Origin of the sequence: Bradyrhizobium diazoefficiens (assembly GCF_016616235.1) — a bacterium.
Classification (GTDB): Bacteria; Pseudomonadota; Alphaproteobacteria; order Rhizobiales; family Xanthobacteraceae; genus Bradyrhizobium; species Bradyrhizobium diazoefficiens_H.
In genome coordinates this window covers 3,626,182-3,645,184 of the sequence record NZ_CP067100.1, presented here as the reverse complement: position 1 = coordinate 3,645,184, position 19,003 = coordinate 3,626,182, and the positions used below count along the sequence as shown (strand labels likewise).

The following is a 19,003-nucleotide window of genomic DNA, read 5'->3' as shown; positions in this document are numbered from 1 at the left end:
ATCGCCGCCCCTCACTCCGTCTGGAAATCTCCCGGCTGGGGCGCAGCTAGCGGCGTGAACTCGCAGCGGTCGGGCTTGATGTCGATCAGCGGCGTGTTGTCGATGCAATCAAGCCCACGCACCAGAATGGTGTTGCCCTCGATACCCACCAGCTTCACGATCGAGGTGCCGATCGGGTTCGGCCGCACCGGCGAGCGCAGCGAGAAGGTGCCGCGGGTCTTCTCGTTGTTCTTCGGGCTTTGCAACACGATGTCGCGGCGCGACTTGTCAAGCCAGTACAGCACTTCGAGATTACTATAGAAATCCACGCCCTTGATGGCCGGCACGAACGGTTCGAAGATCTCGAGCCGGCAGATCGGGCCGTCATGACGCCCCTGCCGCGGCGTCTCCAGCCGCGAGGTCCAGGGCGTGCGGATGCGACCGATGAAGACCAGGCCGGCATCCTCCGTCGATGGCAGCTCGATGGCAACCTCGCCCTCGCGGAGCTCGTTTTCGCGAACCATATTTCCAGTTCCTCGACTGTTCGCCGGCGGTTTTAGCCCAACCACCGTTTGCCGGCCAGCATGAAGAGCTCGCCGGTCACCACGCCCGCGAAGATCGAGCGGCGGGTCAGCAGGAAGACGATCAGGCCGGCGCCGACCGCGCCGTAGCGCAGGACATCCGGCACACTCGCAAGCGCGCCCGGCGGCTGGAGCACGATCTGGGCGATGACGCCGGCCAGAATCGCGGTGGCGACTGCCCTCACCCAGACCAGCAGTTCGGAGCCCTCGTCGATGCCCCCGCCGAACCACAGGCCCAGCATGCGCCATATCTGGTTCGGAACAACGCCGGCGACGAACAGCACGACAAGCGCATGCCAGTCGCCGATGAGGTCGGCGTAACTCATGCGCGCACCTCCCGCCACCAATGCACGCCATAGGCGATGGTACCGGCCGCAAGGCCGCTGACGAGGATGTCGAGGCCGGAGTTCATCTTCGCGGCCAGCGGGTAAAGCACAACGCCGAGCGCCAGCGCGACGACGTCGGCAACCTCACGGCTGTTGCGCGCGGTCGAGAACAGGAACGACAGCGGCGTCAGCATCAGGATCGCGGCGCCCAGCGTTTGCGTGAGATTTGCTGCGAGGAAATAGCCGACCGTGTTGGCGGTGAGGCACACCGAGACCAGACCGAAGCCAAGTCCATTGACGAAGGCGATCCGCCGCTCGCGCGGCACCTGCGGCAGGAAGCGATGGCACTCGACCCACAACGTCACCGCGGTGAGGTGCGCGGCAAAGACCAGCTCGCGCCGCCTGGTCTTCGGCGTGCGCATCAGCGGCAGCACCGAGACCACCATCGGAAACAGCCGGATGGCGCTGACCGTCACCGCGATCGCCGATTGAATGATGGTGGCGCCCGAGCCGAGCGTGGTGATCAAAATGATCTGGGCCGGGCCTGCCCAGACGAACAGTGTCGAGCAGAGTGCCCAGAGCAGGCTGAAATGGCTGTCATGGGCGAGCGCACCGATGCCGAGATAAGTCGCGAACAGGACGAGTGTGAGGATCGTCTGCGTGATCGAGCGCAGCCCCCACGCAAAGGCGTGCCAGGGACTTTGCCATTGAGAGGAATCGAGCGGAGGAAGCGCCAAGGGACGGCCGGCCGAGGTTGCGGAATGGTGCCCGCATAACGGGCAATGCGGACGGCCACGTCAAGGAAGCGCGCGGCGGGGCTGGCATGCGCATGCGGAGAGATGCGCCCTAACCACGCATACCCCGGTTCTTCAGCACGAAGCAGGCGCCGCCCGCCTTGCGGATGCGGTTGCACAGGTCATCCGCCTCGTTGCGCGTGTCCGCGCCGATGCGCACCTGGTAGAACGCGCGTGTGCCGCGGCTGCGCATCACCGAGGTCAGCAGGCTCGGATCACGCTCGCCGATCACGGCGCTCAGCTTGGTGACGGCCCGGGAATACATCGCCAGCGCCTTGTTGCGGTCGAAGCCGGCGGCGAGCTGCACGCCCCAGACCTTTGCGGCGGCAAGCTCGACATGCTGCTCGAGCTCGGCAACAAAGGCATTCGGCGCGCGCTTCAAGAGCGCCATCAGATCGCGGCAGCTGGTCGGCGGTGCGCTCGGCGGGCCCTTGCCGGTCGCGCCCGCCTTGGCCCAGGCATCGACGCTGGTACCGGTGATGGCATAGACGTAGTTGCGGGTCTGCTCCGGCATGCCGCCGGTGCCGGCGAGCCACTCCTGAACCCTGCGCGGACCGGCATTGTAGGCCGCGGCCGCAAGGCCGAGATTGCCGAACTGGTTGCGCAGCTCGTTCAGAAACTCCGCCGACTTCGGCAGCGCCTGCACCGGATTGAAGGGATTGAGCAGGCCGCGCTCGCTCGCGGTGCCTGGCATGAACTGCGCAATCCCCTGTGCATGTTCGCCGCTGCGCGTCATTGGCCCCACCGCATCAGCCTGGAAGCGGCTCTCCTGCCAGATCACGCGCGCGAAGAACTCCAGCGGCAGATTGGCATCGCGCGCCGCGGCCTCGACAATCAGGCAGATGGATTCCCGCGTGTCGCTCTCGCGCCCATCCGGCTTCTCCGGCGGATGCGCGAGCTCCTCGACGCTCGGGACGGCGACATTGGTCTTGGCGGGCGAACTGTCCCATGCCGCGGCCGCCGTCGTCGAGCCGAGCATCGCGGCAACAAGGAGTGATGCAATTCGCGCCAGCGCTGCCCAGGCATCGCCGTGGCGCGCATCAGCGTGGTGTGCGACAAGATAATCTGCCATGTTGTGGCATCGTGCCATGGTTCGACGAGTTGCCAATATATGCTGCCTGACCTGCTTCTCCCAATGCGCTTCCCCGCCAGAGGGATCCGCGCGTTCCTCGCCGTCGCCGTCCTCGTCCTGTCCGCCGCGCCGGCCATGGCGCAGGTCAACTGGCGGATGACCACGGAATATCCGCAAAGCAATATCTCCGGGATCGGCCTCGCCGCTTTCGCCGATCGCGTCGCGGCACGCACAAACGGCTTCGTGACCGTGACGAACGCCTTCGACAACGAGCTCAAGATCAATTCGGGCGAGATGCCGCGCGCCGCGCTGGACGGCCGGATCGCCGGCGGCGACGCCTTCGCAGGCGCGCTCTCGGGCCTCGATCCCGTGCTCGGGCTCTCCACCCTGCCCTTTCTGGTGCAATCGATCGAGGTCGCCCGTGCCGCCAACGCGCGCGCACGCCCGCTCTACGAGAAGGCGCTCGCCGCGCGCGGCCTCAAACTGCTCTATCTGACGATCTGGCCTGCGACCGGCCTCTGGTCGGATCGCGCGCTCTCAGGCGCCGACGATTTGCCGAAGCTGAATTTGCGGGCCTACGATGCCAACTCCAGCGCGGTCATGCGCGCAGCCGGCACGAACGCGCAGTTCCTGCCGATGGACAAAGCGCTGGCCGGCTTGAAGGAACATCAACTGAATGCGTTCCTCACCTCGGGCGACGGCGGCGCCGGGCGAAAACTCTGGGACTTCCTGCCGCATTTCACCGCCATTAATTACGCGATGCCGATCTCGATCGCCTTCGTCCGCAGCGAGGCGTTTGCCGGGCTTCCCGAGCCGATGCAGCGCGAGGTGCTGGCGGCCGCAGCCGAGACCGAGCAGAGCCAGTTCGCGCTGCTGGCACATCGGACCGCCGAGAATTATGCGCGCATGCGCGACAATGGCGTCAACATCACCGAGCCGGCGCCACCGTTCCTTGTCGCGGCACTCCGCAGTGCGGCGACAGGCACAATCGCCGCCTGGGAGGCCCAGGCGAGCCCGGATGCGGCCGCGATCGTCGAATGGGCCCGGCAGCAATGATGCGACAGGGCTTGACTTGGGGACCCAGCCAACTAGCAACGGGCGACGATATCAACGCCGGTCCGCCCTGATGGTTACAGTCTATTTTGATCTCGACGGCACGCTGACCAACCCGAAACCCGGGATCACGCGCTCGATTCAGTACGCGCTGGAGCGGCTGAACGTCGCAGTGCCGAGCGAGGACGAGCTAGTCTGGTGCATCGGCCCGCCCCTGCATGCCAGCCTGGAGAAGCTCACCGGCAGTTCGGAACTCGCCGACCGCGCGCTGCTGCTCTATCGCGAGCGCTTCAGCGATGTCGGCCTGTTCGAGAACGAGGCCTACGGCGGAATCACCGAGACATTGTCATCGCTCGCGGCGATGACGCCGCGCATGTTCGTGGCGACCAGCAAGCCCGCGGTCTATGCCAACCGCATCATCGATCATTTCGGCCTGCGGCCCTATTTCGAGCGCGTGTTCGGCTCCGAGCTCGACGGCACGCGCGTCGACAAGCGCGACCTGCTGCGCTACGCGCTCGACGAAACCAGGGTCGATCCCGCTGGCGCGATCATGATCGGCGACCGCAGCCATGACGTGGTCGGCGCCCGCACCAATGGCATGACCGCGATCGGCGTGCTGTACGGCTATGGCAGCGAAGCCGAACTGAGAGATGCCGGCGCGCATCATATCTGCGCCGCGCATCCTGAGCTGCTCGGACACTGCGTGGCCTAGCCGCCGACGGTCTCCACCGCCGCCAGCATACCGGTCTTCGCACGACAGTTCAGGTATTCAAAGAACTGCTCGTCCGCGGCCGCCACCGTGACCTCGTGATAGAGCCGCAGTTTTGCTGACGGCCCGAGCGTCGAGAGATACTTCATCGCCGCACCGAATATTCTGACATGGGTCGGGTGCGACTCCGCCCAGCGTTCCAGTGCGGCAAGACTCTTCCACCAGCTCTGGCCGTAGGACTTTTCGCTGACGCTGCCGTCGGCCGCGAGCACCTGCATGTACCGGTTGGCGTAGCAGCCGATCGCAAGACCCTCGTCGCGCAGAAATTCCATGCCCTCGCGCAGCACCGGCTCGACGTCGTCGAGATAGAGCTTTCGCTCCGACGCCTCGGTATCGCTCCAGTCCTGCCCGGAGCGGATCAGGCAGAGATTGTCATGTGGTTTCACGCGCAGCCGCGCACCATCGCGGATCAGCTCTGGATTGCCGACCGGCGACATCGGATCGGTCTGTGACAGCGGAATGCGGTCGCGCATGCCGCCCCAATAAGCGTGCTCCTGCACCTCGCCGCTCATGCCGTCGGCGATTGCCGCGACGCCCTCGGGCCGGCCGAGCGAGGAAAACAGCGTCTCGTGCCGCGCGAGCGTCGGACGCAGCACCTCGATAAAGGTGCCAAGCCCATCGCGCTGCCTTCCAGTCCAGGCCTCGCGCGCCAACATAAACCAGCCGTCGAAGCGCGCGATGTCGTCCCAATAGGCCACCGAGACGATGGTCTCGTAACCGGCCTGTTCGACATAATGCGCGCGGTCCCAATGCGAGGGGCCACCCTCGCCAGCGAACAGGCCGGCGATCTCAACGAGCGCCTCGGTCACTGCCGCCGTCGCTGACCCACGATACTGTACGCCGAAATAGGCCATCACGACCCGGCTCACGGCCGGCTTGTAGCGCGCCACGAAGGACGGATATGGCGGCTGGTAGTCATCAGGCACGCGCTTGTGGCGCGTACGCGCCGTCTCGAGATGCAGAGGAATTGCGGATTCCATGATCGTGCCCTCCCCTTTCGGCGATCAGCTCGCCGCCGCGGCGATGTCCGTGGGCTCCACGGCATCGACCGGCAATGCAAACTGCTCCACGCGCTTGTAGGGCTTGTTGTTGAGCAGGAGCCGCGTCACGTCGGGCCGCGAATAGTGTCCGGCGGGATCGGCGGCGTTCTTGGCGACGCCGATGGCGCCGAGATCGATCTCGGCGACCAAGAGGCCCTCCTGGTCCGGCGCCAGCTTGTCGCCGATCTGGCTGCCGTCGGGGCCATAGATCGCGGCAAAGCCGCCACCGGCATGCAGCAGGGCGTGCTTGTCCGGCCGGTCGCAGAGCTCGTCGATCATCGCCTGCGAGACGGTCGCGCAGGGCGCGAGCACGAAGCAGGAGCCTTCCACCGCATAGACGCGCGAGGCGGCATTGTTGACCTCGGCCCCGAGCGCGGGCGCGAAGGGATCGTAGAGCGAGAAGCTCGGCCAGGCCGCGACGTGCACCTGCTCGTTCTGGGCATACATGGCGTATTTCGACAGCGGCTGGAGATGCTCCCAGCAGCACAGCGCACCTAAGCGGCCGATGTCCGGCCGCGCGTGCACGGCGAGATCGCTGCCGTCCCCCTCGCCATAGACCGTGCGCTCGGCATGGGTCGGCCGCAGCTTGCGGCGCTTGGCGATGGTCTCGCCGTCGGGCCCGATCAGCCATTGTGCCAGATAAAGACTGCCGCCATCGCGCTCGGACAGGCCGATCACGGCCGTCAGCTTCGCCCTGCGTACGGCGTCGAGCAGCCGCTCGGCCTGCGGACTGTCATAGGACAGCGAATTGTCGAAATAGCGCTGCACGAAGCCGCGGCCGATGGCCCAGGCCGGCGAGTCCATCCAGATGTGCCAGGGATAGCCGGGGATGAACGCTTCGGGAAAGGCGATCAGCTTTGCGCCCTTCTCGGCGGCCTCCCTGATCATCGCGACTGACTTGTCGATCGAGCCGTCGAGATCGAGCCAGGCCGGCGCCGCCTGCACCACTGCCACCTTGTATTTCGGATGTTTGACGCCCATTCCCGCCTCCCTTGCCGGTTGATCCGAAGCCACGTCCGATGCAGTCTATTTGGCCAAGCCCGGCGGCCGTGCGCTCGACCGCGGCGGAACAAAAATTCGACTGGACGGAATCGCCCGACCCGGTACGGGATTTGCCTCCGCCGAGGCTCGACCCGCGCCGACATGCAGTTTTGCAGGATGTGAAAGGGAGGCTTGCCAATGCCAATCCAATTCACGACAGACGGCAGCCCCGGCTACCGGCGGCTGGCGCTGTGGCAGGACATCGTCTGCGACGTCTTCGTCGGGCTCGACTGCAAGTCCGACCTCGGCAGCGCCTTTCGCGGCTCGGTCACGCAGGCCCCGCTCGGCAAGGCGGTGTGCTCCGAGGTCTGCTCCGACCGCCAGCACGTGTACCGGACGCCGTCCCGCATCGCGCGTTCGGATCAGGACTTTGTTCTCGTTGCGCTCGGCAATCGCGGCGACGGCGGCGTGGCGCAGGACGGCCGCGAGACCGTGATTCATTCCGGCGAGTTCGCGCTCTACGACACGACACGGCCCTATGAGCTGAAGTTCAACGGCGCCTTCACGCAGACCATCTTCAAGGTACCGCGCGAGATGTTGCAGCGCCGGCTCGGCGCCACCGAGACGCTCACCGCGATCTCGTTCGGGGCCGAGGCGCCGCTCGAACGGCTCGCTTACGATTTCATCTTCCGCCTTTGCCTGAGCGCGGACCGGCTCGCACCTGGCAATGCCCCTGCCTTATCGGAGCAGGCGGTCGATCTGCTGGCGATGGCGCTGAGCGAACGGCTCGGCAAGGCGTCGCTGCCGTCCTCGACCCATCGCTCCGCCCTGCTCTACCGGCTGAAGGCGCATATCCGCGCCCGCCTTTCCGATCCCGAGCTCTCGCCGGCGGAGACTGCCGCCGCGCTCGGCATCTCGCCGCGCTACGTCAACGATCTCCTGGCCGACGAAGACATGTCGTTCCAGCGCTATGTGCTTGCCGAACGTCTCGCCCAATGCCGGCGCGACCTCGCCTCTGCCGTGCTTGCTCACCGCCACATCAGCGAGATCGCGTTCGCCTGGGGCTTCAACGACCTCTCGCATTTCGGCCGTGTCTTCCGCGAGCATTTCGGGATGTCTCCGCGCGACTTCCGGCAGAGCCAGCTGCGGCACTAATAGCCAGCTATCACGCCGAGCCTTCGTCCTGGGCGAAAGCATGTCTCGCCAATTCCAGATTGTCTTCTTGGGCGGCCTCCATCAGGCTGGCATGCATGAGAACTCGCGCCACGATAAGCGGATCTGAGCTGCTGCTGGGTGTGGTTGCGATTCGGCTCGCAGTGCTCGTCCTCGTGGGCTGGAGCCTGACACTGTTGCCGCGGCAGGCGAGTGACAGCGAACTGGTCTGCGTCCCCGCGCCGGCAATGAGAGACGAGGCTCGGGCTTCGGTGAAGGCGGATGGCGCCCGCGCTGCCGATGCTGCATTCGACGACATGCGTCTGCACGACTAGGCCGTTCGGAAGCAAAACGTCGCACGCGGCGTCGCGGCTTGTTGCACGACCGCGTGCAGGTCGGAGGGGCGGGCTCCGGAACCATCGCGATCCTTCCCGGTTGGCGCAATACTCCGCCACCGGCACGTTCGATTCGCCAAGCCAGACACCGCTGACAATGTCGACAATCACGATCGAGCAGGCCGACGGCCTGCCCTTGCCGCAGCGTCGATGGGCCATTCTCACCATCGCGCTCGGCATCACCATGTCCGTGATCGACGGCGCCATCGCCAATGTGGCGCTGCCGACGATCGCGACTGACCTCAGGGCGAGTCCGGCCTTCTCGATCTGGATCGTCAACGGCTACCAGCTCGCCATCACCATCTCGCTGCTGCCGCTGGCCTCGCTCAGCGAGATCGTGGGCTACCGGCGGGTCTATCTGGCGGGACTTGCACTGTTCACCCTGGCCTCCGCCCTCTGCGCCGTGGCGCAATCGCTGCCGCTGCTGACGGTCGCGCGCATTGTCCAGGGCTTTGGCGCGGCCGGCATCATGAGCGTCAACACCGCGCTGGTCCGCTTCACCTATCCGCATGCGCAGCTCGGCCGGGGCATTGCGCGCAACGCGCTCGTGGTGGCGGTGTCGGCCGCGATCGGACCGACGCTGGCCTCGGGCATTCTGGCCGTGGGCAGCTGGCCCTGGCTGTTCGCGATCAACGTGCCGATCGGTGCGGTCGCGGTTGTCCTCGGCGCACGCTGCCTGCCGCACACGCGCCTGGCAGCGCATTCGTTCGACTGGCAGAGCGCGGGCCTGAGCGCCGTCACCTTCGGTGTCGGCATTTTCGCGGTCGACAGCGTCGGCCACGGCGAGCCACTGCTCACCTGCTTGATCGAGTTCGCCGTCGCGGCGATCGCGGGGACCGCGCTGATCTGGCGCGAAACGCATATGGCCGTGCCACTGCTGCCGGTCGATCTGCTGCGGATCCCGATCTTCGCGCTGTCGATCGCAACCTCGATCGCCTCGTTCTGCGCCCAGATGCTCGCCTTCGTCGCGATCCCGTTCTACCTGCAAAGCCGCTTCGGCTATTCGGCCGTGCATATGGGGCTCCTGATCACGCCGTGGCCGATCACGGTGGCGTTCGCCGCCCCGCTCGCCGGGCGATTGGTCGAACACTACCCGGCCGGCCTGCTCGGCGGCATTGGCCTGTTGCTGTTCGCCGGCGGGCTCGCCGCGCTCGCGATGCTACCGGCCGAGCCCGTCGCCTTCGACATCGCCTGGCGCATGGCGCTGGCCGGCTTCGGTTTCGGCCTGTTCCAGACCCCGAACAACCGCACCATGATCGCAGCCGCCCCGCGCGAGCGCACCGGCGGCGCCAGCGGCATGCTCGGCACCGCCCGGCTGCTCGGCCAGACCGTCGGCGCCGCGCTGGTCGCGCTGTTTCTCGGCCGCTATCCGCAGGAGGGAACCAGGATCGCGCTGCTAGCCGGCGTCGGCTTTGCGCTATGCGGTGCGCTGCTCAGCATGTTGCGCCTCTCGCCGGCCGGCGCGCGCGGCGCCGAGCATGTGCGGGTGCAGGACGGGCAGCGGATGAAGGGGGATTAGGCGCGCCAGACGCAAGCTATTGATGCTTCGCGCACAACCTGTGCGTGGCTTAACTATCTGGGCTAATGACATATTGCCCTCCCGCTCCGGTTGCGCTTCACTGGCGCCGGGGATCAAGGGGCATTTCATGCGTTCATTTGGAATTGTGGCGCTCAGCGTCATGCTGGGCGGCTGCGCATCGGTCACGCGCGGCACGACCGAAAACATCAGCATCTCATCGACGCCGTCGGGCGTGGAAGCCGTCGTCAGCGGATTGGAGGTTCCGACCACCTGCACGACACCGTGCTCCGTGGTGGTCAAGCGGAACGCCGACATCTCGATCACCTTCCAGAAGGAGGGCTATGAACCGCAGGTCGTCCCGCTCAGCCGGGACGTTCAAACCAGCGGAGCCGCAGGGTTTGCGGGCAATCTCTTGCTCGGCGGCGTGGTCGGTATGGGCGTCGATGCCGCGACCGGCGCGGCAACCGACCACAAGCCCAACCCGGTCATCGTAACAATGCAGCCCTCAGCGCCTCCCCGCAGCGCACGACCGCCAACGCCGAAGAAACCGCGGCCGCCGACGGCTCCTCCGCCAGACACCGGCACTTAAAGCGCGATGAGATTAGGATGAATCGTCATCGCGCTTTAGGCCGTTGTTTGAGCATGATCTTTTCGGAAAACCGCTGCGCACTTTTCCGGATCATGCTCTAGAAACCGGTAACTGCCACGCAAAGAAAAAGGCCGGCTGTTCAGCCGGCCTTTTCGATTTCATCAAACGCGGATCAAGCCTTGACCAGCGGTCCCTTGGAGGTCGGCCCCTTCGAGCCGCCGGGGCCACCCGGCTTGGACTTGCCCGGCGGGCGCTTGCGGGCGCCGGGCAGCTTCTCCTGCTTCGGCGTGACCGGGCCCTCGACGAACTCGAAGCCGATCTTCTCCTTGGTCTCGTCGGCCTCGTCCTTGACCAGGACGACGCGGACGTGGCCGCCGCCCTTGAGCTTGCCGAACAGCACCTCGTCAGCCAGCGGCTTCTTGATGTGCTCCTGGATCACGCGGGCCATGGGGCGCGCGCCCATCTGCTCGTCGTAACCGTGCTGGACCAGCCAGGCCTTGGCCGGCTCGGACAGTTCGATGGTGACGTCGCGGTCGCCGAGCTGCGCCTCGAGCTGAAGCACGAACTTCTCGACCACGGTGCCGATCACCTCGACGCTGAGATGGCCGAACGAGACGATGGCATCGAGACGGTTGCGGAATTCCGGCGCGAACTGCCGATTGATCGCCTCGTGGTCGTCGCCTTCCCGCTTCGAGCGCGTGAAGCCGAACGCCTGCTTGGCGAGATCCGCCGCGCCCGCATTCGTGGTCATGATCAGGATCACGTTGCGGAAGTTGACCTGCTTGCCGTTATGGTCGGTGAGCCGGCCGTGGTCCATGATCTGGAGCAGCACGTTGTAGAGGTCGGGATGCGCTTTCTCGATCTCGTCGAGTAGCACCACGCAATGCGGGTGCTGGTCGACGCCGTCGGTGAGCAGGCCGCCCTGGTCGAACCCGACATAGCCGGGAGGCGCGCCGATCAGGCGCGACACGGTGTGCCGCTCCATATATTCGGACATGTCGAAGCGCAGCAGCTCGACGCCGAGCGTCGCCGCGAGCTGCTTGGCGACCTCGGTCTTGCCGACGCCGGTCGGACCCGAGAACAGGTAGCAGCCGATCGGCTTCTCCGGCTCGCGCAGGCCGGCGCGTGCGAGCTTGATCGACGCGGCGAGCGACTCGATCGCCCTGTCCTGGCCGAACACGGTGCGCTTCAGGGTCTGCTCGAGATGCTTGAGCACCTCGGCGTCGTCCTTCGACACGCTCTTCGGCGGGATCCGCGCCATCGAGGCGATCGTGGTCTCGATCTCCTTGATGCCGATGGTCTTCTTGCGCTTGTTCTCGGCCACTAGCATCTGCGCCGCGCCGGATTCGTCGATCACGTCGATCGCCTTGTCCGGCAGCTTGCGGTCATGGATGTAGCGCGAGGACAGCTGCACCGCCGCCTCGATCGCCTCGTTGGTGTACTTGAGCCGGTGGTAGTCCTCGAAGTAGGGCTTGAGGCCCTTGAGAATCGCGATGGCGTCCTCGACCGTCGGCTCGTTGATGTCGATCTTCTGGAAGCGCCGCACCAGCGCGCGGTCCTTCTCGAAGTGCTGACGGTATTCCTTATAGGTCGTCGAGCCCATGCAGCGAATCGTGCCCGAGGCGAGCGCGGGCTTGAGCAGGTTCGAGGCATCCATCGCCCCGCCCGACGTTGCACCGGCACCAATCACGGTGTGGATCTCGTCGATGAACAGGATCGCATTGGGATGGGCCTCGAGCTCCTTGAGCACCTGCTTCAGGCGCTCCTCGAAGTCGCCGCGATAGCGTGTGCCCGCGAGCAACGTGCCCATGTCGAGCGAGAACACGGTCGCGGCCGCCAGAACCTCCGGCACCTCGCTGTCGACGATGCGCTTGGCGAGCCCTTCCGCGATCGCGGTCTTGCCGACGCCGGCTTCGCCGACGAACAGCGGATTGTTCTTCTGCCGCCGGCACAGCACCTGGATCGCGCGGTTGATCTCGGAATTGCGTCCGATCACCGGATCGATCTTGCCGTCGCGCGCCTTTTTGTTGAGGTTGACGCAATAGGTCTCGAGCGCCTCGCCCTTCTTCTTGGCGTCCTCGTTGCCCTTGGTCTCGGTCTCCTCGTCGACGCCGCGAACGGGGCGCGCCTCGGAGACGCCCGGCCGCTTGGCAATGCCGTGGCTGATGTAGTTGACGGCATCGTAGCGCGTCATGTCCTGCTCTTGCAGGAAATACGCGGCATGGCTCTCGCGCTCGGCAAAGATTGCGATCAGCACGTTCGCACCGGTCACCTCTTCGCGACCGGAGGACTGCACGTGAATCACCGCGCGCTGGATCACGCGCTGGAAGCCCGCTGTCGGCTTGGCGTCATCGGCGCCATCCGTCACCAGATTTTCGAATTCGGTTTCGAGGTAGTTGACGAGGCTCGTGCGGAGCTTGTCGAGATCGACGCTACAGGCGCGCATGACGGCGGCTGCATCGGAGTCGTCGATCAAGGAGAGCAAAAGATGCTCGAGCGTCGCGTATTGGTGATGACGCTCGTTTGCGATCGCCAGCGCACGATGCAGGGATTGTTCAAGGCTTTGGGAAAAAGTCGGCATTCGCGTCCTCTATGGCCCCCACCATCATGATCGCCATCGCCCGGTCAGGCAACAACAACCTTTGTCACATATAGTTATACAAGACCGCGGCGAAAGACCGGTTCCGCGACTCGACGGGCATTACGCGCACGGCATATTCGATGCAAAACCCGTTCCGATTTGGGCAGAACTACCCATTTGGGCAGGATTGGCGCCGACGCTGATATCTGCCGGATCACGCCGCGGCATGCGCAGGCATCACACACCGCACGAACAGAACCAATCCAAGGGACTCTGCCCTGGATTCGAACGCGTGGTTACTTCTTTTCCATCACGCATTGCAGCGGATGCTGGTGCTTGCGGGCGAAATCCATCACCTGCGTCACCTTGGTCTCGGCGATTTCATAGGTGAACACGCCGCACTCGCCGATGCCGTGATGATGGACGTGCAGCATGATCTTGGTCGCGGCCTCGACGTCCTTCTGGAAGAACTTCTCCAGCACGTGAACGACGAACTCCATCGGCGTGTAGTCGTCGTTGAGGATCAGCACGCGGTACAGGTTCGGCCGCTTGGTCTTCGGTTTGACCTTGGTGATGACCGAGGTATTCGGACCCGTCGGCCCGCCCGAACGGTTCTCGTCATTGCTCATGCTGGGAGCGTGGGCGGCAGCTGGCGCGAACGGGTCGAGTCTGGAAGTCAATTGCGGCATGGCTCAGGCGTTCAAATTCCCCACGGAAGCGAATGACGGTTGCCGCGCGACCCCGCCCTTCGGAGCCTTGCGCAGGCACGCCGCCTTGTTAGATCGCCGCTCCCGACGGATCCGGTCCAAGCCGGATCGTTCGCTAGCAATATGGGCCTGCCCCCGGCTCGCCGCAAGCGTGCAAAGGTCTGGCCGATGCGGCCGCGACGGTTCTGGAGTCCCGGTCGGGGCGATCCTGGCCAAGGTTAATCAATCCGGACCGATTTGACAAAAATTTCCGCTCGCCAGCTGGAGAGTATTAACCAGGAACCCGGCTTTGGCGCAGCGGCGACCCTTTCGCGCAGGTTATCTCCGGTTTTCCACGGTCCCATTTACCTGCCGTTCAAGGCCATGGCGCGAAATCGGGCAAGATCACAGATTCCGGGAATCGTCATGTTTCGCCTGCCCGTTGTCAGCCGCCTTGGACGACAGCTCGCCCGCTTCGCGGGCGCGGAGCAAGGCAATATTGCCATGATCTTCGCCATTTCTCTAATCCCAGTTCTCGGCTTCGTGGGCGCCGCGATAGATTACAGCCGCGCGGTCCAGGCCCGCACCCAGATGCAGGCGGCACTGGATTCCACCGCCCTGATGCTCTCCAAGGATCTGTCCTCAGGCGTGATCACGACGTCGCAGATCAACTCCAAGGCACAAAGCTATTTCAGCGGCCTGTACACCAATAAGAGCACTCAATCGCTGTCCGTCTCCGCGAGCTATACCGCGGCAAGCAATACCAGCAATGCGACGGTCCAGGTCACGGGATCCGGCTCGATCCCGACCGATTTCATGAATATCGTCGGATTTCCGAATCTCGGTTTCAACGCGAACTCAACCAGCACCTGGGGAGCTAGCCTGCTGCGCGTTGCGCTGGTGCTCGACAACACTGGATCGATGGCCAACTACAACAAGCTCACGTCGATGCAGAGCGCGGCCAAGAGCCTGGTAACCCAGCTGTCCAACCTCGCCGTCAATACTGGTGACGTCTACATTTCCGTCGTTCCCTTCGAGATCGACGTCAATGTTGGCACGTCGAATGTCAGCGCGAGCTGGCTGCGCTGGGATCAATGGGATCCGAAGAACTATCCCAACTCGTCCTACCCTTGGCAGACGTATTGCAGCGGCGGTTACTGGATGACCATGGCGCAGTGCAAGGGCCACGGGTACAATTGGAATCACACGCCGACGATCAACACCTCGCTGTGGAACGGCTGCGTCACCGACCGCGACCAGAACTACGACGTCTCGTCGACAGTTCCCAGCTCAACCGCCACCTATTTCTACGCCGATCAGGATCAATCGTGCCCGACGGCACCAATCCTCCCGCTGACCTACAATTGGACCGCGGTCAATAACACTATCAATGCCATGACCGCGCAGGGCGCGACTAACCAGACCATCGGGTTGCAGTGGGGCTGGCTCTCGCTGCTCCAGCAGGCGCCGTTGAACGCGCCGGCCGAACCAGCCACCGGCAACACCTATCAACACATCATCGTGCTGTTCACCGACGGCTTGAACACCGGCGACCGCTGGTATGGCGACTTCTCGAGCACGAGCACCCAGGTTGATTCTCGCATGAGCACCCTGTGCACCAACATCAAGAACTCGGGTGTCGTCATCTACGCGGTTCAGATCGACACGGACGGTGCGGGCCAGTCGGCGGTCCTGCCAGGCTGCGCGAGCGACTCGAGCAAGTTCTTCATGCTGACGAGTTCGAGCCAGATCGCATCGGCCTTCAATCAGATCGGCACATCGATCTCAAAGCTCCACGTCTCACGCTGACGCGCGGCGAAGCCGGCACGAAAAAGCCCGGCTGGATCAGCCGGGCTTCTTGATTCCGGGATGTCCGGAAAGGCTTAGTTGGCGGCCGGGGTGAACTTCGAGACCATGGTCTCGACCGGCTTGAACGCCTGCTTGGCGAGGTCGTTATAGAGGCCGGCGATCTTCTGCGATTCCGCGACGAAGGTCTCGTAGGCGGAACGGGCGAAATCAGTCTGGGCTTCCATGGCCTTGTCCAGCGACTTCACGCCGGAAAGCTTCTCGACGAAGGACTTGGTGTCTTCGAACGACTTCTTGGTGTAGTCGCCATAGGCGCTGGCAATCGCCTGGAGGCCGTGCTGCACCGAGGTCGCGGAGGCAACGCACTGCTCGAACTGCTCTTTCCCGTAGTTCTGAAAGTCTTCAACCTTGAACATTTCGGAATCCTTTTCCCTGGCTCTCGTCGGGAAGCCCCGGCTCCCTGACTCTGCCCACAATTAGTGCAATGCACAAAAATGTCAAGAATATTGTGCGGCGCACAAAAGTGAATGCAAGAATGGATGCAACTCGCGGAAATTCCCGGGCTTTCCCGCAATGATTTCTTAAGCCTTTGGAAACCGCAGCCCCCTACCCTGATTCCCTGGACGTGTTCAGCTTCCACAGGCGGTCAAAAGCCGTTTGAGAACATCACCTTAGCCAGAACAGCGGCTCAGGCCCAACGTCTCCCGTGGCGAACACCAGCGGAGGGACAGCCTGAGCAGGTAATGATCCCGGGTCCAGTGGGCACAATTTCGCCTCACGAGCCGGTGATCAAGTCAGAAACGGGGACGGGGTTCCATGCTTCGTAAAAGCTTGTCTTCCTCGCGCTTGGCGCGGGTCGGCGTTTTCGGGCTTCTTACAGTCACCACCGCAATCATCTTCACCACCGACGCAGCCGAGGCGCGGCGCCACCGCCGCCACTACGCGAGCCACCGGGTGCAGCGCGACGTGTCCGAGAGCTCCAGCTCGAAATTCGCGTCGATTATCGTCGACGGCAATTCCGGCGCCGTGCTCCAGGCCACCAGCCCCGACGGCCTCCGCCATCCGGCCTCGCTCACCAAGATCATGACGCTCTATCTGCTGTTCGAGCGTCTGGAGTCCGGCAAGATGAAGCTCGACACCGAGATGCCGGTGTCGCAGCACGCCGCCGATCAGGATCCAACCAAGCTGAACCTGCGCGCCGGCCAGACCATTCGCGTCGAGGACGCAATCAAGGGTCTCGTCACCCGCTCCGCCAACGACGCCGCCGTGGTCATCGCCGAAGCCATCGCCGGCGACGAGGACGACTTCGCCCAGATGATGACGCGCAAGGCGCGCTCGCTCGGCATGTCCAGGACGGTCTATCGCAACGCCAACGGCCTTCCCAACGACGAGCAGGTCACGACCGCGCGCGACCAGGCCACGCTCGGTCGCGCCATCCAGGAGCGCTTCCCGCGCTACTATCGCTATTTCGCGACCACGACGTTCAATTGGCGCGGACAGTCGATCCGCAACCACAATCACCTGCTCGGCAGCGTCGAGGGCGTGGACGGCATCAAGACCGGCTATACCCGCGCCTCCGGCTTCAACCTCGTGACCTCGATGCGCCGCGGCAACCGCCACCTGATCGGCGTCGTGCTCGGCGGCCGCAGTGGCGGCTCGCGCGACGCCATCATGCGCAATTTGCTCGCGGAGAATCTCGAGAAGGGCGCGACCACTCACACAGTCGCCGCTGTCACCGAGCGCAACGGCGCTGACGCCACCGCCGATGTCGCCGACGCGTCGGACACGCCGCCGGCCCGGTCCGCTCCGCAGGCGCAGGCCGCGGCCGCTCCTGAAAGCGCCCCGTTTCGCCTGGCTGCACGTTTGTCGACGCTTGCCGCGGCAACTGCCGCGGTCCCGCCAGCCCCTAGGCCTGAAGCGAGCAAGCCCGAAGTCCGGCCGACCGAATCCAAGATCGAGCCGGCCCCCCTCACCAATGGCGTGATCTCGAGCCAGCCGCTCTCGATCATTCCCGGCTCGTCCGAGCCGATGAAGCCTGTCCGGGTCAAGACCGTTCAGGTCAAGGCCGGCGCCATCAAGGTCGCCTCCGCCGCCCCGGCTCCGGTCGCACCGCAGGTCACGAGCGCGATTGCGTCCCGCTCCGACGTCGCGGAAACCTCCGGCGCCGTCGTCGCCCGCGCCGATCTCATCAACAAGCCCGAAATCGCGAGCCAGCCCGAGGCGCCGAAGGCAGAGATGGCCCGCGCCGAGATGCCCCGCCAGCCGGCCGGTTTCGGCACCGGCAACGGCATCCTCGGGGTGCTGCCGGCCGCAACCGCCGCCGCCCCCGCTGCCCCGAAGCTCGCGTCCGCCGATCCGGCGCCGCAGCCGATCCACATGAGCGCCACCAAGCCGGTCGTCACCCACAGCGGCTGGATCGTCCAGGTCGGCGCGCTCGAGAGCGAGAACGAAGCCCAGCAGCGCATCGACGCCGCACGTAGTTCAGCCCGCGGCCTGCTCAGCAAGGCCGATCCGTTTACCGAGCCTGTCGTCGCCAAGGACAATCGCAAGCTCTACCGCGCCCGCTTCGCCGGGCTCGAGCGCGACCAGGCCGAAGCCGTCTGCCGCGCCCTGAAGCGCGCCGAGATCTCCTGCATCACCATCCGCAACTGATCTCCTCACCGTTCTGTAAGGCATGCCCGCGCGCGTTGCGCGGGCATTTTTCTTTTGGGATGCGGTGACGCCAAGGCCGTTCCACGACAACCTCTCGTCAAGACTTTACGGTTAAGACTTTACGTAACCACGCCGACAAGGCGGGCATCGGGGCGACGACAGACAGAGCAAGCGGAGCTCACGCGGTACGGGCGTTTGTAGCGTGGTGCCGGAGTTAGCCGTTATGCGTGCGAAGCAGAGTATCCTTGGCCTCGTTTACACGGGCAGCGAGATACGTCGAGCCCCCCTGGTCGGGATGGAGTTTCTTCATCAGGGACTTGTGAGCCCTGCTGATGTCCTCGCGCCCCGCCCCCGGCTGCAAGCCAAGGATCTGATAGGCTTCCTCCGCCGTCATTTTGCCGCCCGCCGCCGTGCGGCGCTGCCGCCCTGCCGTATCGCCCTGCGCGTTCTGACGCCAAGCGGGAAACCGGCGGTCCAGATAGCTTTCAAGTAACGCCACGCTCTCGGCGTCGAACGCCGGAGCCATCGCCAAAAGGCCGGCGAGATCGAACTCGTCGAGATTGCGCCCGGCATGAGGCCCGGCGACGATCTGACCCGCGAGCTGGCCGGAATCGTGGTCGAGCCGCATGTCCAGGAATTGCGAGCGCACGCGCGAGGCCTGACCGGTCGGGCGCGCGCCGACGCCAAACAGCCCACTGCCGAAGCCGGCATTCGCCAGCGGCGTCCAGCCCAGCAGCCCGGCCCCCATGATTCCGAGCGGGATCGCCACCGCTAGTTCGCCCCGCAGGCCCGTGAAGGCCGCGACCGCCAGCGCGAAGACGCCGCCGCCAAATTTGATGGTACGCGCCAGCACCGCCGGATTGGCGGAGCGGAACATCTGGAGCAGCAGATAGAGCGTGATAATGGCGACGGCGCCGGCGATCAGGGTCATGGCCGGAATATAGTCGTCCTGTTGTCAAAAAGCATGGCGTCCTTGCGCGCGTGCGCGATCGATCGCCGCTTCCATCGCAAGTCGCGTCAGCCCGGTG

Annotated in this window: 17 protein-coding genes; 7 read left to right on the top strand and 10 right to left on the bottom strand. The window is 64.9% G+C overall.

The annotated features are described in order from the left end of the window. Positions 1–11: 11 nt before the first annotated feature. The 4 genes from tsaA to JJB99_RS17245 form a co-directional block, all read right to left on the bottom strand. Positions 12–503, bottom strand: coding sequence for a tRNA (N6-threonylcarbamoyladenosine(37)-N6)-methyltransferase TrmO (gene tsaA, locus JJB99_RS17260; RefSeq protein ID WP_200499844.1), 492 nt, complete (start codon positions 501–503; stop codon positions 12–14). Between the two features lie 32 nt (positions 504–535). Then, positions 536–886, bottom strand: a complete 351-nt coding sequence (locus tag JJB99_RS17255) for an AzlD domain-containing protein (protein WP_200499843.1) — start codon at positions 884–886, stop codon at positions 536–538. Continuing rightward, entirely contained in the window at positions 883–1,623 is a 741-nt protein-coding gene (locus JJB99_RS17250) for an AzlC family ABC transporter permease (protein WP_200499842.1), read from the bottom strand. The genes JJB99_RS17255 and JJB99_RS17250 overlap by 4 nt, the downstream gene beginning before the upstream one ends. A 109-nt stretch (positions 1,624–1,732) precedes the next feature. Next, the gene (locus JJB99_RS17245) at positions 1,733–2,752 is read right to left on the bottom strand and encodes a lytic transglycosylase domain-containing protein (RefSeq protein ID WP_246775280.1); all 1,020 of its coding nucleotides are present in this window, start codon (positions 2,750–2,752) and stop codon (positions 1,733–1,735) included. 39 nt (positions 2,753–2,791) lie between these two features. Here JJB99_RS17245 and JJB99_RS17240 point away from each other — a divergent pair, with 39 nt between their 5' ends. Both JJB99_RS17240 and JJB99_RS17235 read left to right on the top strand, forming a co-directional pair. Further along, a complete protein-coding gene (locus tag JJB99_RS17240) occupies positions 2,792–3,808 on the top strand; it encodes a TRAP transporter substrate-binding protein (RefSeq protein WP_200499841.1) in 1,017 nt (338 codons plus the stop codon). 70 nt (positions 3,809–3,878) lie between these two features. After that, positions 3,879–4,517, top strand: coding sequence for an HAD family hydrolase (locus tag JJB99_RS17235; protein WP_200499840.1), 639 nt, complete (start codon positions 3,879–3,881; stop codon positions 4,515–4,517). Here the strand turns inward: JJB99_RS17235 and JJB99_RS17230 are convergent. Together JJB99_RS17230 and JJB99_RS17225 are read right to left on the bottom strand one after the other, a co-directional pair. After that, positions 4,514–5,554, bottom strand: coding sequence for a phenylacetaldoxime dehydratase family protein (locus JJB99_RS17230; RefSeq protein ID WP_200499839.1), 1,041 nt, complete (start codon positions 5,552–5,554; stop codon positions 4,514–4,516). The two genes, JJB99_RS17235 and JJB99_RS17230, sit on opposite strands and share 4 nt — an antisense overlap. Before the next feature lie 24 nt (positions 5,555–5,578). After that, on the bottom strand, positions 5,579–6,595 hold the full coding sequence (locus JJB99_RS17225) for a carbon-nitrogen hydrolase family protein (RefSeq protein WP_200499838.1): 1,017 nt from the start codon (positions 6,593–6,595) through the stop codon (positions 5,579–5,581). A 198-nt stretch (positions 6,596–6,793) separates the two neighbouring features. On the opposite strand from JJB99_RS17225, the gene JJB99_RS17220 reads away from it, so the two are divergent. The 3 genes from JJB99_RS17220 to JJB99_RS17210 all read left to right on the top strand — a co-directional run bounded on the left by JJB99_RS17220 (position 6,794) and on the right by JJB99_RS17210 (position 10,250). Further along, positions 6,794–7,750, top strand: a complete 957-nt coding sequence (locus JJB99_RS17220) for a helix-turn-helix domain-containing protein (RefSeq protein ID WP_200499837.1) — start codon at positions 6,794–6,796, stop codon at positions 7,748–7,750. A 489-nt stretch (positions 7,751–8,239) separates the two neighbouring features. Continuing rightward, positions 8,240–9,661, top strand: coding sequence for an MFS transporter (locus JJB99_RS17215; protein WP_200499836.1), 1,422 nt, complete (start codon positions 8,240–8,242; stop codon positions 9,659–9,661). A 127-nt stretch (positions 9,662–9,788) separates the two neighbouring features. Further along, positions 9,789–10,250, top strand: a complete 462-nt coding sequence (locus JJB99_RS17210) for a PEGA domain-containing protein (protein WP_200499835.1) — start codon at positions 9,789–9,791, stop codon at positions 10,248–10,250. Positions 10,251–10,422: 172 nt separating this feature from the next. On the opposite strand, the gene clpA is transcribed toward JJB99_RS17210, so the two are convergent. Then, positions 10,423–12,831 (bottom strand): ATP-dependent Clp protease ATP-binding subunit ClpA, encoded by a 2,409-nt coding sequence (clpA, locus tag JJB99_RS17205; protein ID WP_200499834.1) that lies wholly within the window; start codon positions 12,829–12,831, stop codon positions 10,423–10,425. 296 nt (positions 12,832–13,127) lie between these two features. After that, positions 13,128–13,460, bottom strand: a complete 333-nt coding sequence (clpS, locus tag JJB99_RS17200) for an ATP-dependent Clp protease adapter ClpS (RefSeq protein ID WP_015685564.1) — start codon at positions 13,458–13,460, stop codon at positions 13,128–13,130. 315 nt (positions 13,461–13,775) lie between these two features. Between clpS and JJB99_RS17195 the strand changes: the two genes are divergently transcribed. Beyond that, positions 13,776–15,326 (top strand): TadE/TadG family type IV pilus assembly protein, encoded by a 1,551-nt coding sequence (locus JJB99_RS17195; protein ID WP_246775279.1) that lies wholly within the window; start codon positions 13,776–13,778, stop codon positions 15,324–15,326. A gap of 74 nt (positions 15,327–15,400) precedes the next feature. Here the strand turns inward: JJB99_RS17195 and JJB99_RS17190 are convergent, their stop codons facing one another. Then, positions 15,401–15,739, bottom strand: a complete 339-nt coding sequence (locus tag JJB99_RS17190) for a phasin family protein (RefSeq protein ID WP_200499833.1) — start codon at positions 15,737–15,739, stop codon at positions 15,401–15,403. Between the two features lie 400 nt (positions 15,740–16,139). Between JJB99_RS17190 and JJB99_RS17185 the strand changes: the two genes are divergently transcribed. After that, positions 16,140–17,975 (top strand): D-alanyl-D-alanine carboxypeptidase, encoded by a 1,836-nt coding sequence (locus tag JJB99_RS17185; RefSeq protein WP_200499832.1) that lies wholly within the window; start codon positions 16,140–16,142, stop codon positions 17,973–17,975. Between the two features lie 214 nt (positions 17,976–18,189). Here JJB99_RS17185 and JJB99_RS17180 read toward each other — a convergent pair whose 3' ends face one another. Next, positions 18,190–18,906, bottom strand: a complete 717-nt coding sequence (locus tag JJB99_RS17180; RefSeq protein WP_200499831.1) for a DnaJ domain-containing protein — start codon at positions 18,904–18,906, stop codon at positions 18,190–18,192. Positions 18,907–19,003 lie beyond the last annotated feature (97 nt).

Excerpts from the sequence above, each read along its gene's own strand:
- tsaA (WP_200499844.1), bottom strand. The coding sequence starts at position 503 with ATGGTTCGCGAAAACGAGCTCCGCGAGGGCGAGGTTGCCATCGAGCTG.
- JJB99_RS17255 (WP_200499843.1), bottom strand. The coding sequence starts at position 886 with ATGAGTTACGCCGACCTCATCGGCGACTGGCATGCGCTTGTCGTGCTG.
- JJB99_RS17245 (WP_246775280.1), bottom strand. The coding sequence starts at position 2,752 with ATGGCAGATTATCTTGTCGCACACCACGCTGATGCGCGCCACGGCGAT.
- JJB99_RS17240 (WP_200499841.1), top strand. The coding sequence starts at position 2,792 with ATGCTGCCTGACCTGCTTCTCCCAATGCGCTTCCCCGCCAGAGGGATC.
- JJB99_RS17235 (WP_200499840.1), top strand. The coding sequence starts at position 3,879 with ATGGTTACAGTCTATTTTGATCTCGACGGCACGCTGACCAACCCGAAA.
- JJB99_RS17230 (WP_200499839.1), bottom strand. The coding sequence starts at position 5,554 with ATGGAATCCGCAATTCCTCTGCATCTCGAGACGGCGCGTACGCGCCAC.
- JJB99_RS17225 (WP_200499838.1), bottom strand. The coding sequence starts at position 6,595 with ATGGGCGTCAAACATCCGAAATACAAGGTGGCAGTGGTGCAGGCGGCG.
- JJB99_RS17220 (WP_200499837.1), top strand. The coding sequence starts at position 6,794 with ATGCCAATCCAATTCACGACAGACGGCAGCCCCGGCTACCGGCGGCTG.
- JJB99_RS17215 (WP_200499836.1), top strand. The coding sequence starts at position 8,240 with ATGTCGACAATCACGATCGAGCAGGCCGACGGCCTGCCCTTGCCGCAG.
- JJB99_RS17210 (WP_200499835.1), top strand. The coding sequence starts at position 9,789 with ATGCGTTCATTTGGAATTGTGGCGCTCAGCGTCATGCTGGGCGGCTGC.
- clpA (WP_200499834.1), bottom strand. The coding sequence starts at position 12,831 with ATGCCGACTTTTTCCCAAAGCCTTGAACAATCCCTGCATCGTGCGCTG.
- clpS (WP_015685564.1), bottom strand. The coding sequence starts at position 13,460 with ATGAGCAATGACGAGAACCGTTCGGGCGGGCCGACGGGTCCGAATACC.
- JJB99_RS17190 (WP_200499833.1), bottom strand. The coding sequence starts at position 15,739 with ATGTTCAAGGTTGAAGACTTTCAGAACTACGGGAAAGAGCAGTTCGAG.
- JJB99_RS17185 (WP_200499832.1), top strand. The coding sequence starts at position 16,140 with ATGCTTCGTAAAAGCTTGTCTTCCTCGCGCTTGGCGCGGGTCGGCGTT.
- JJB99_RS17180 (WP_200499831.1), bottom strand. The coding sequence starts at position 18,906 with ATGACCCTGATCGCCGGCGCCGTCGCCATTATCACGCTCTATCTGCTG.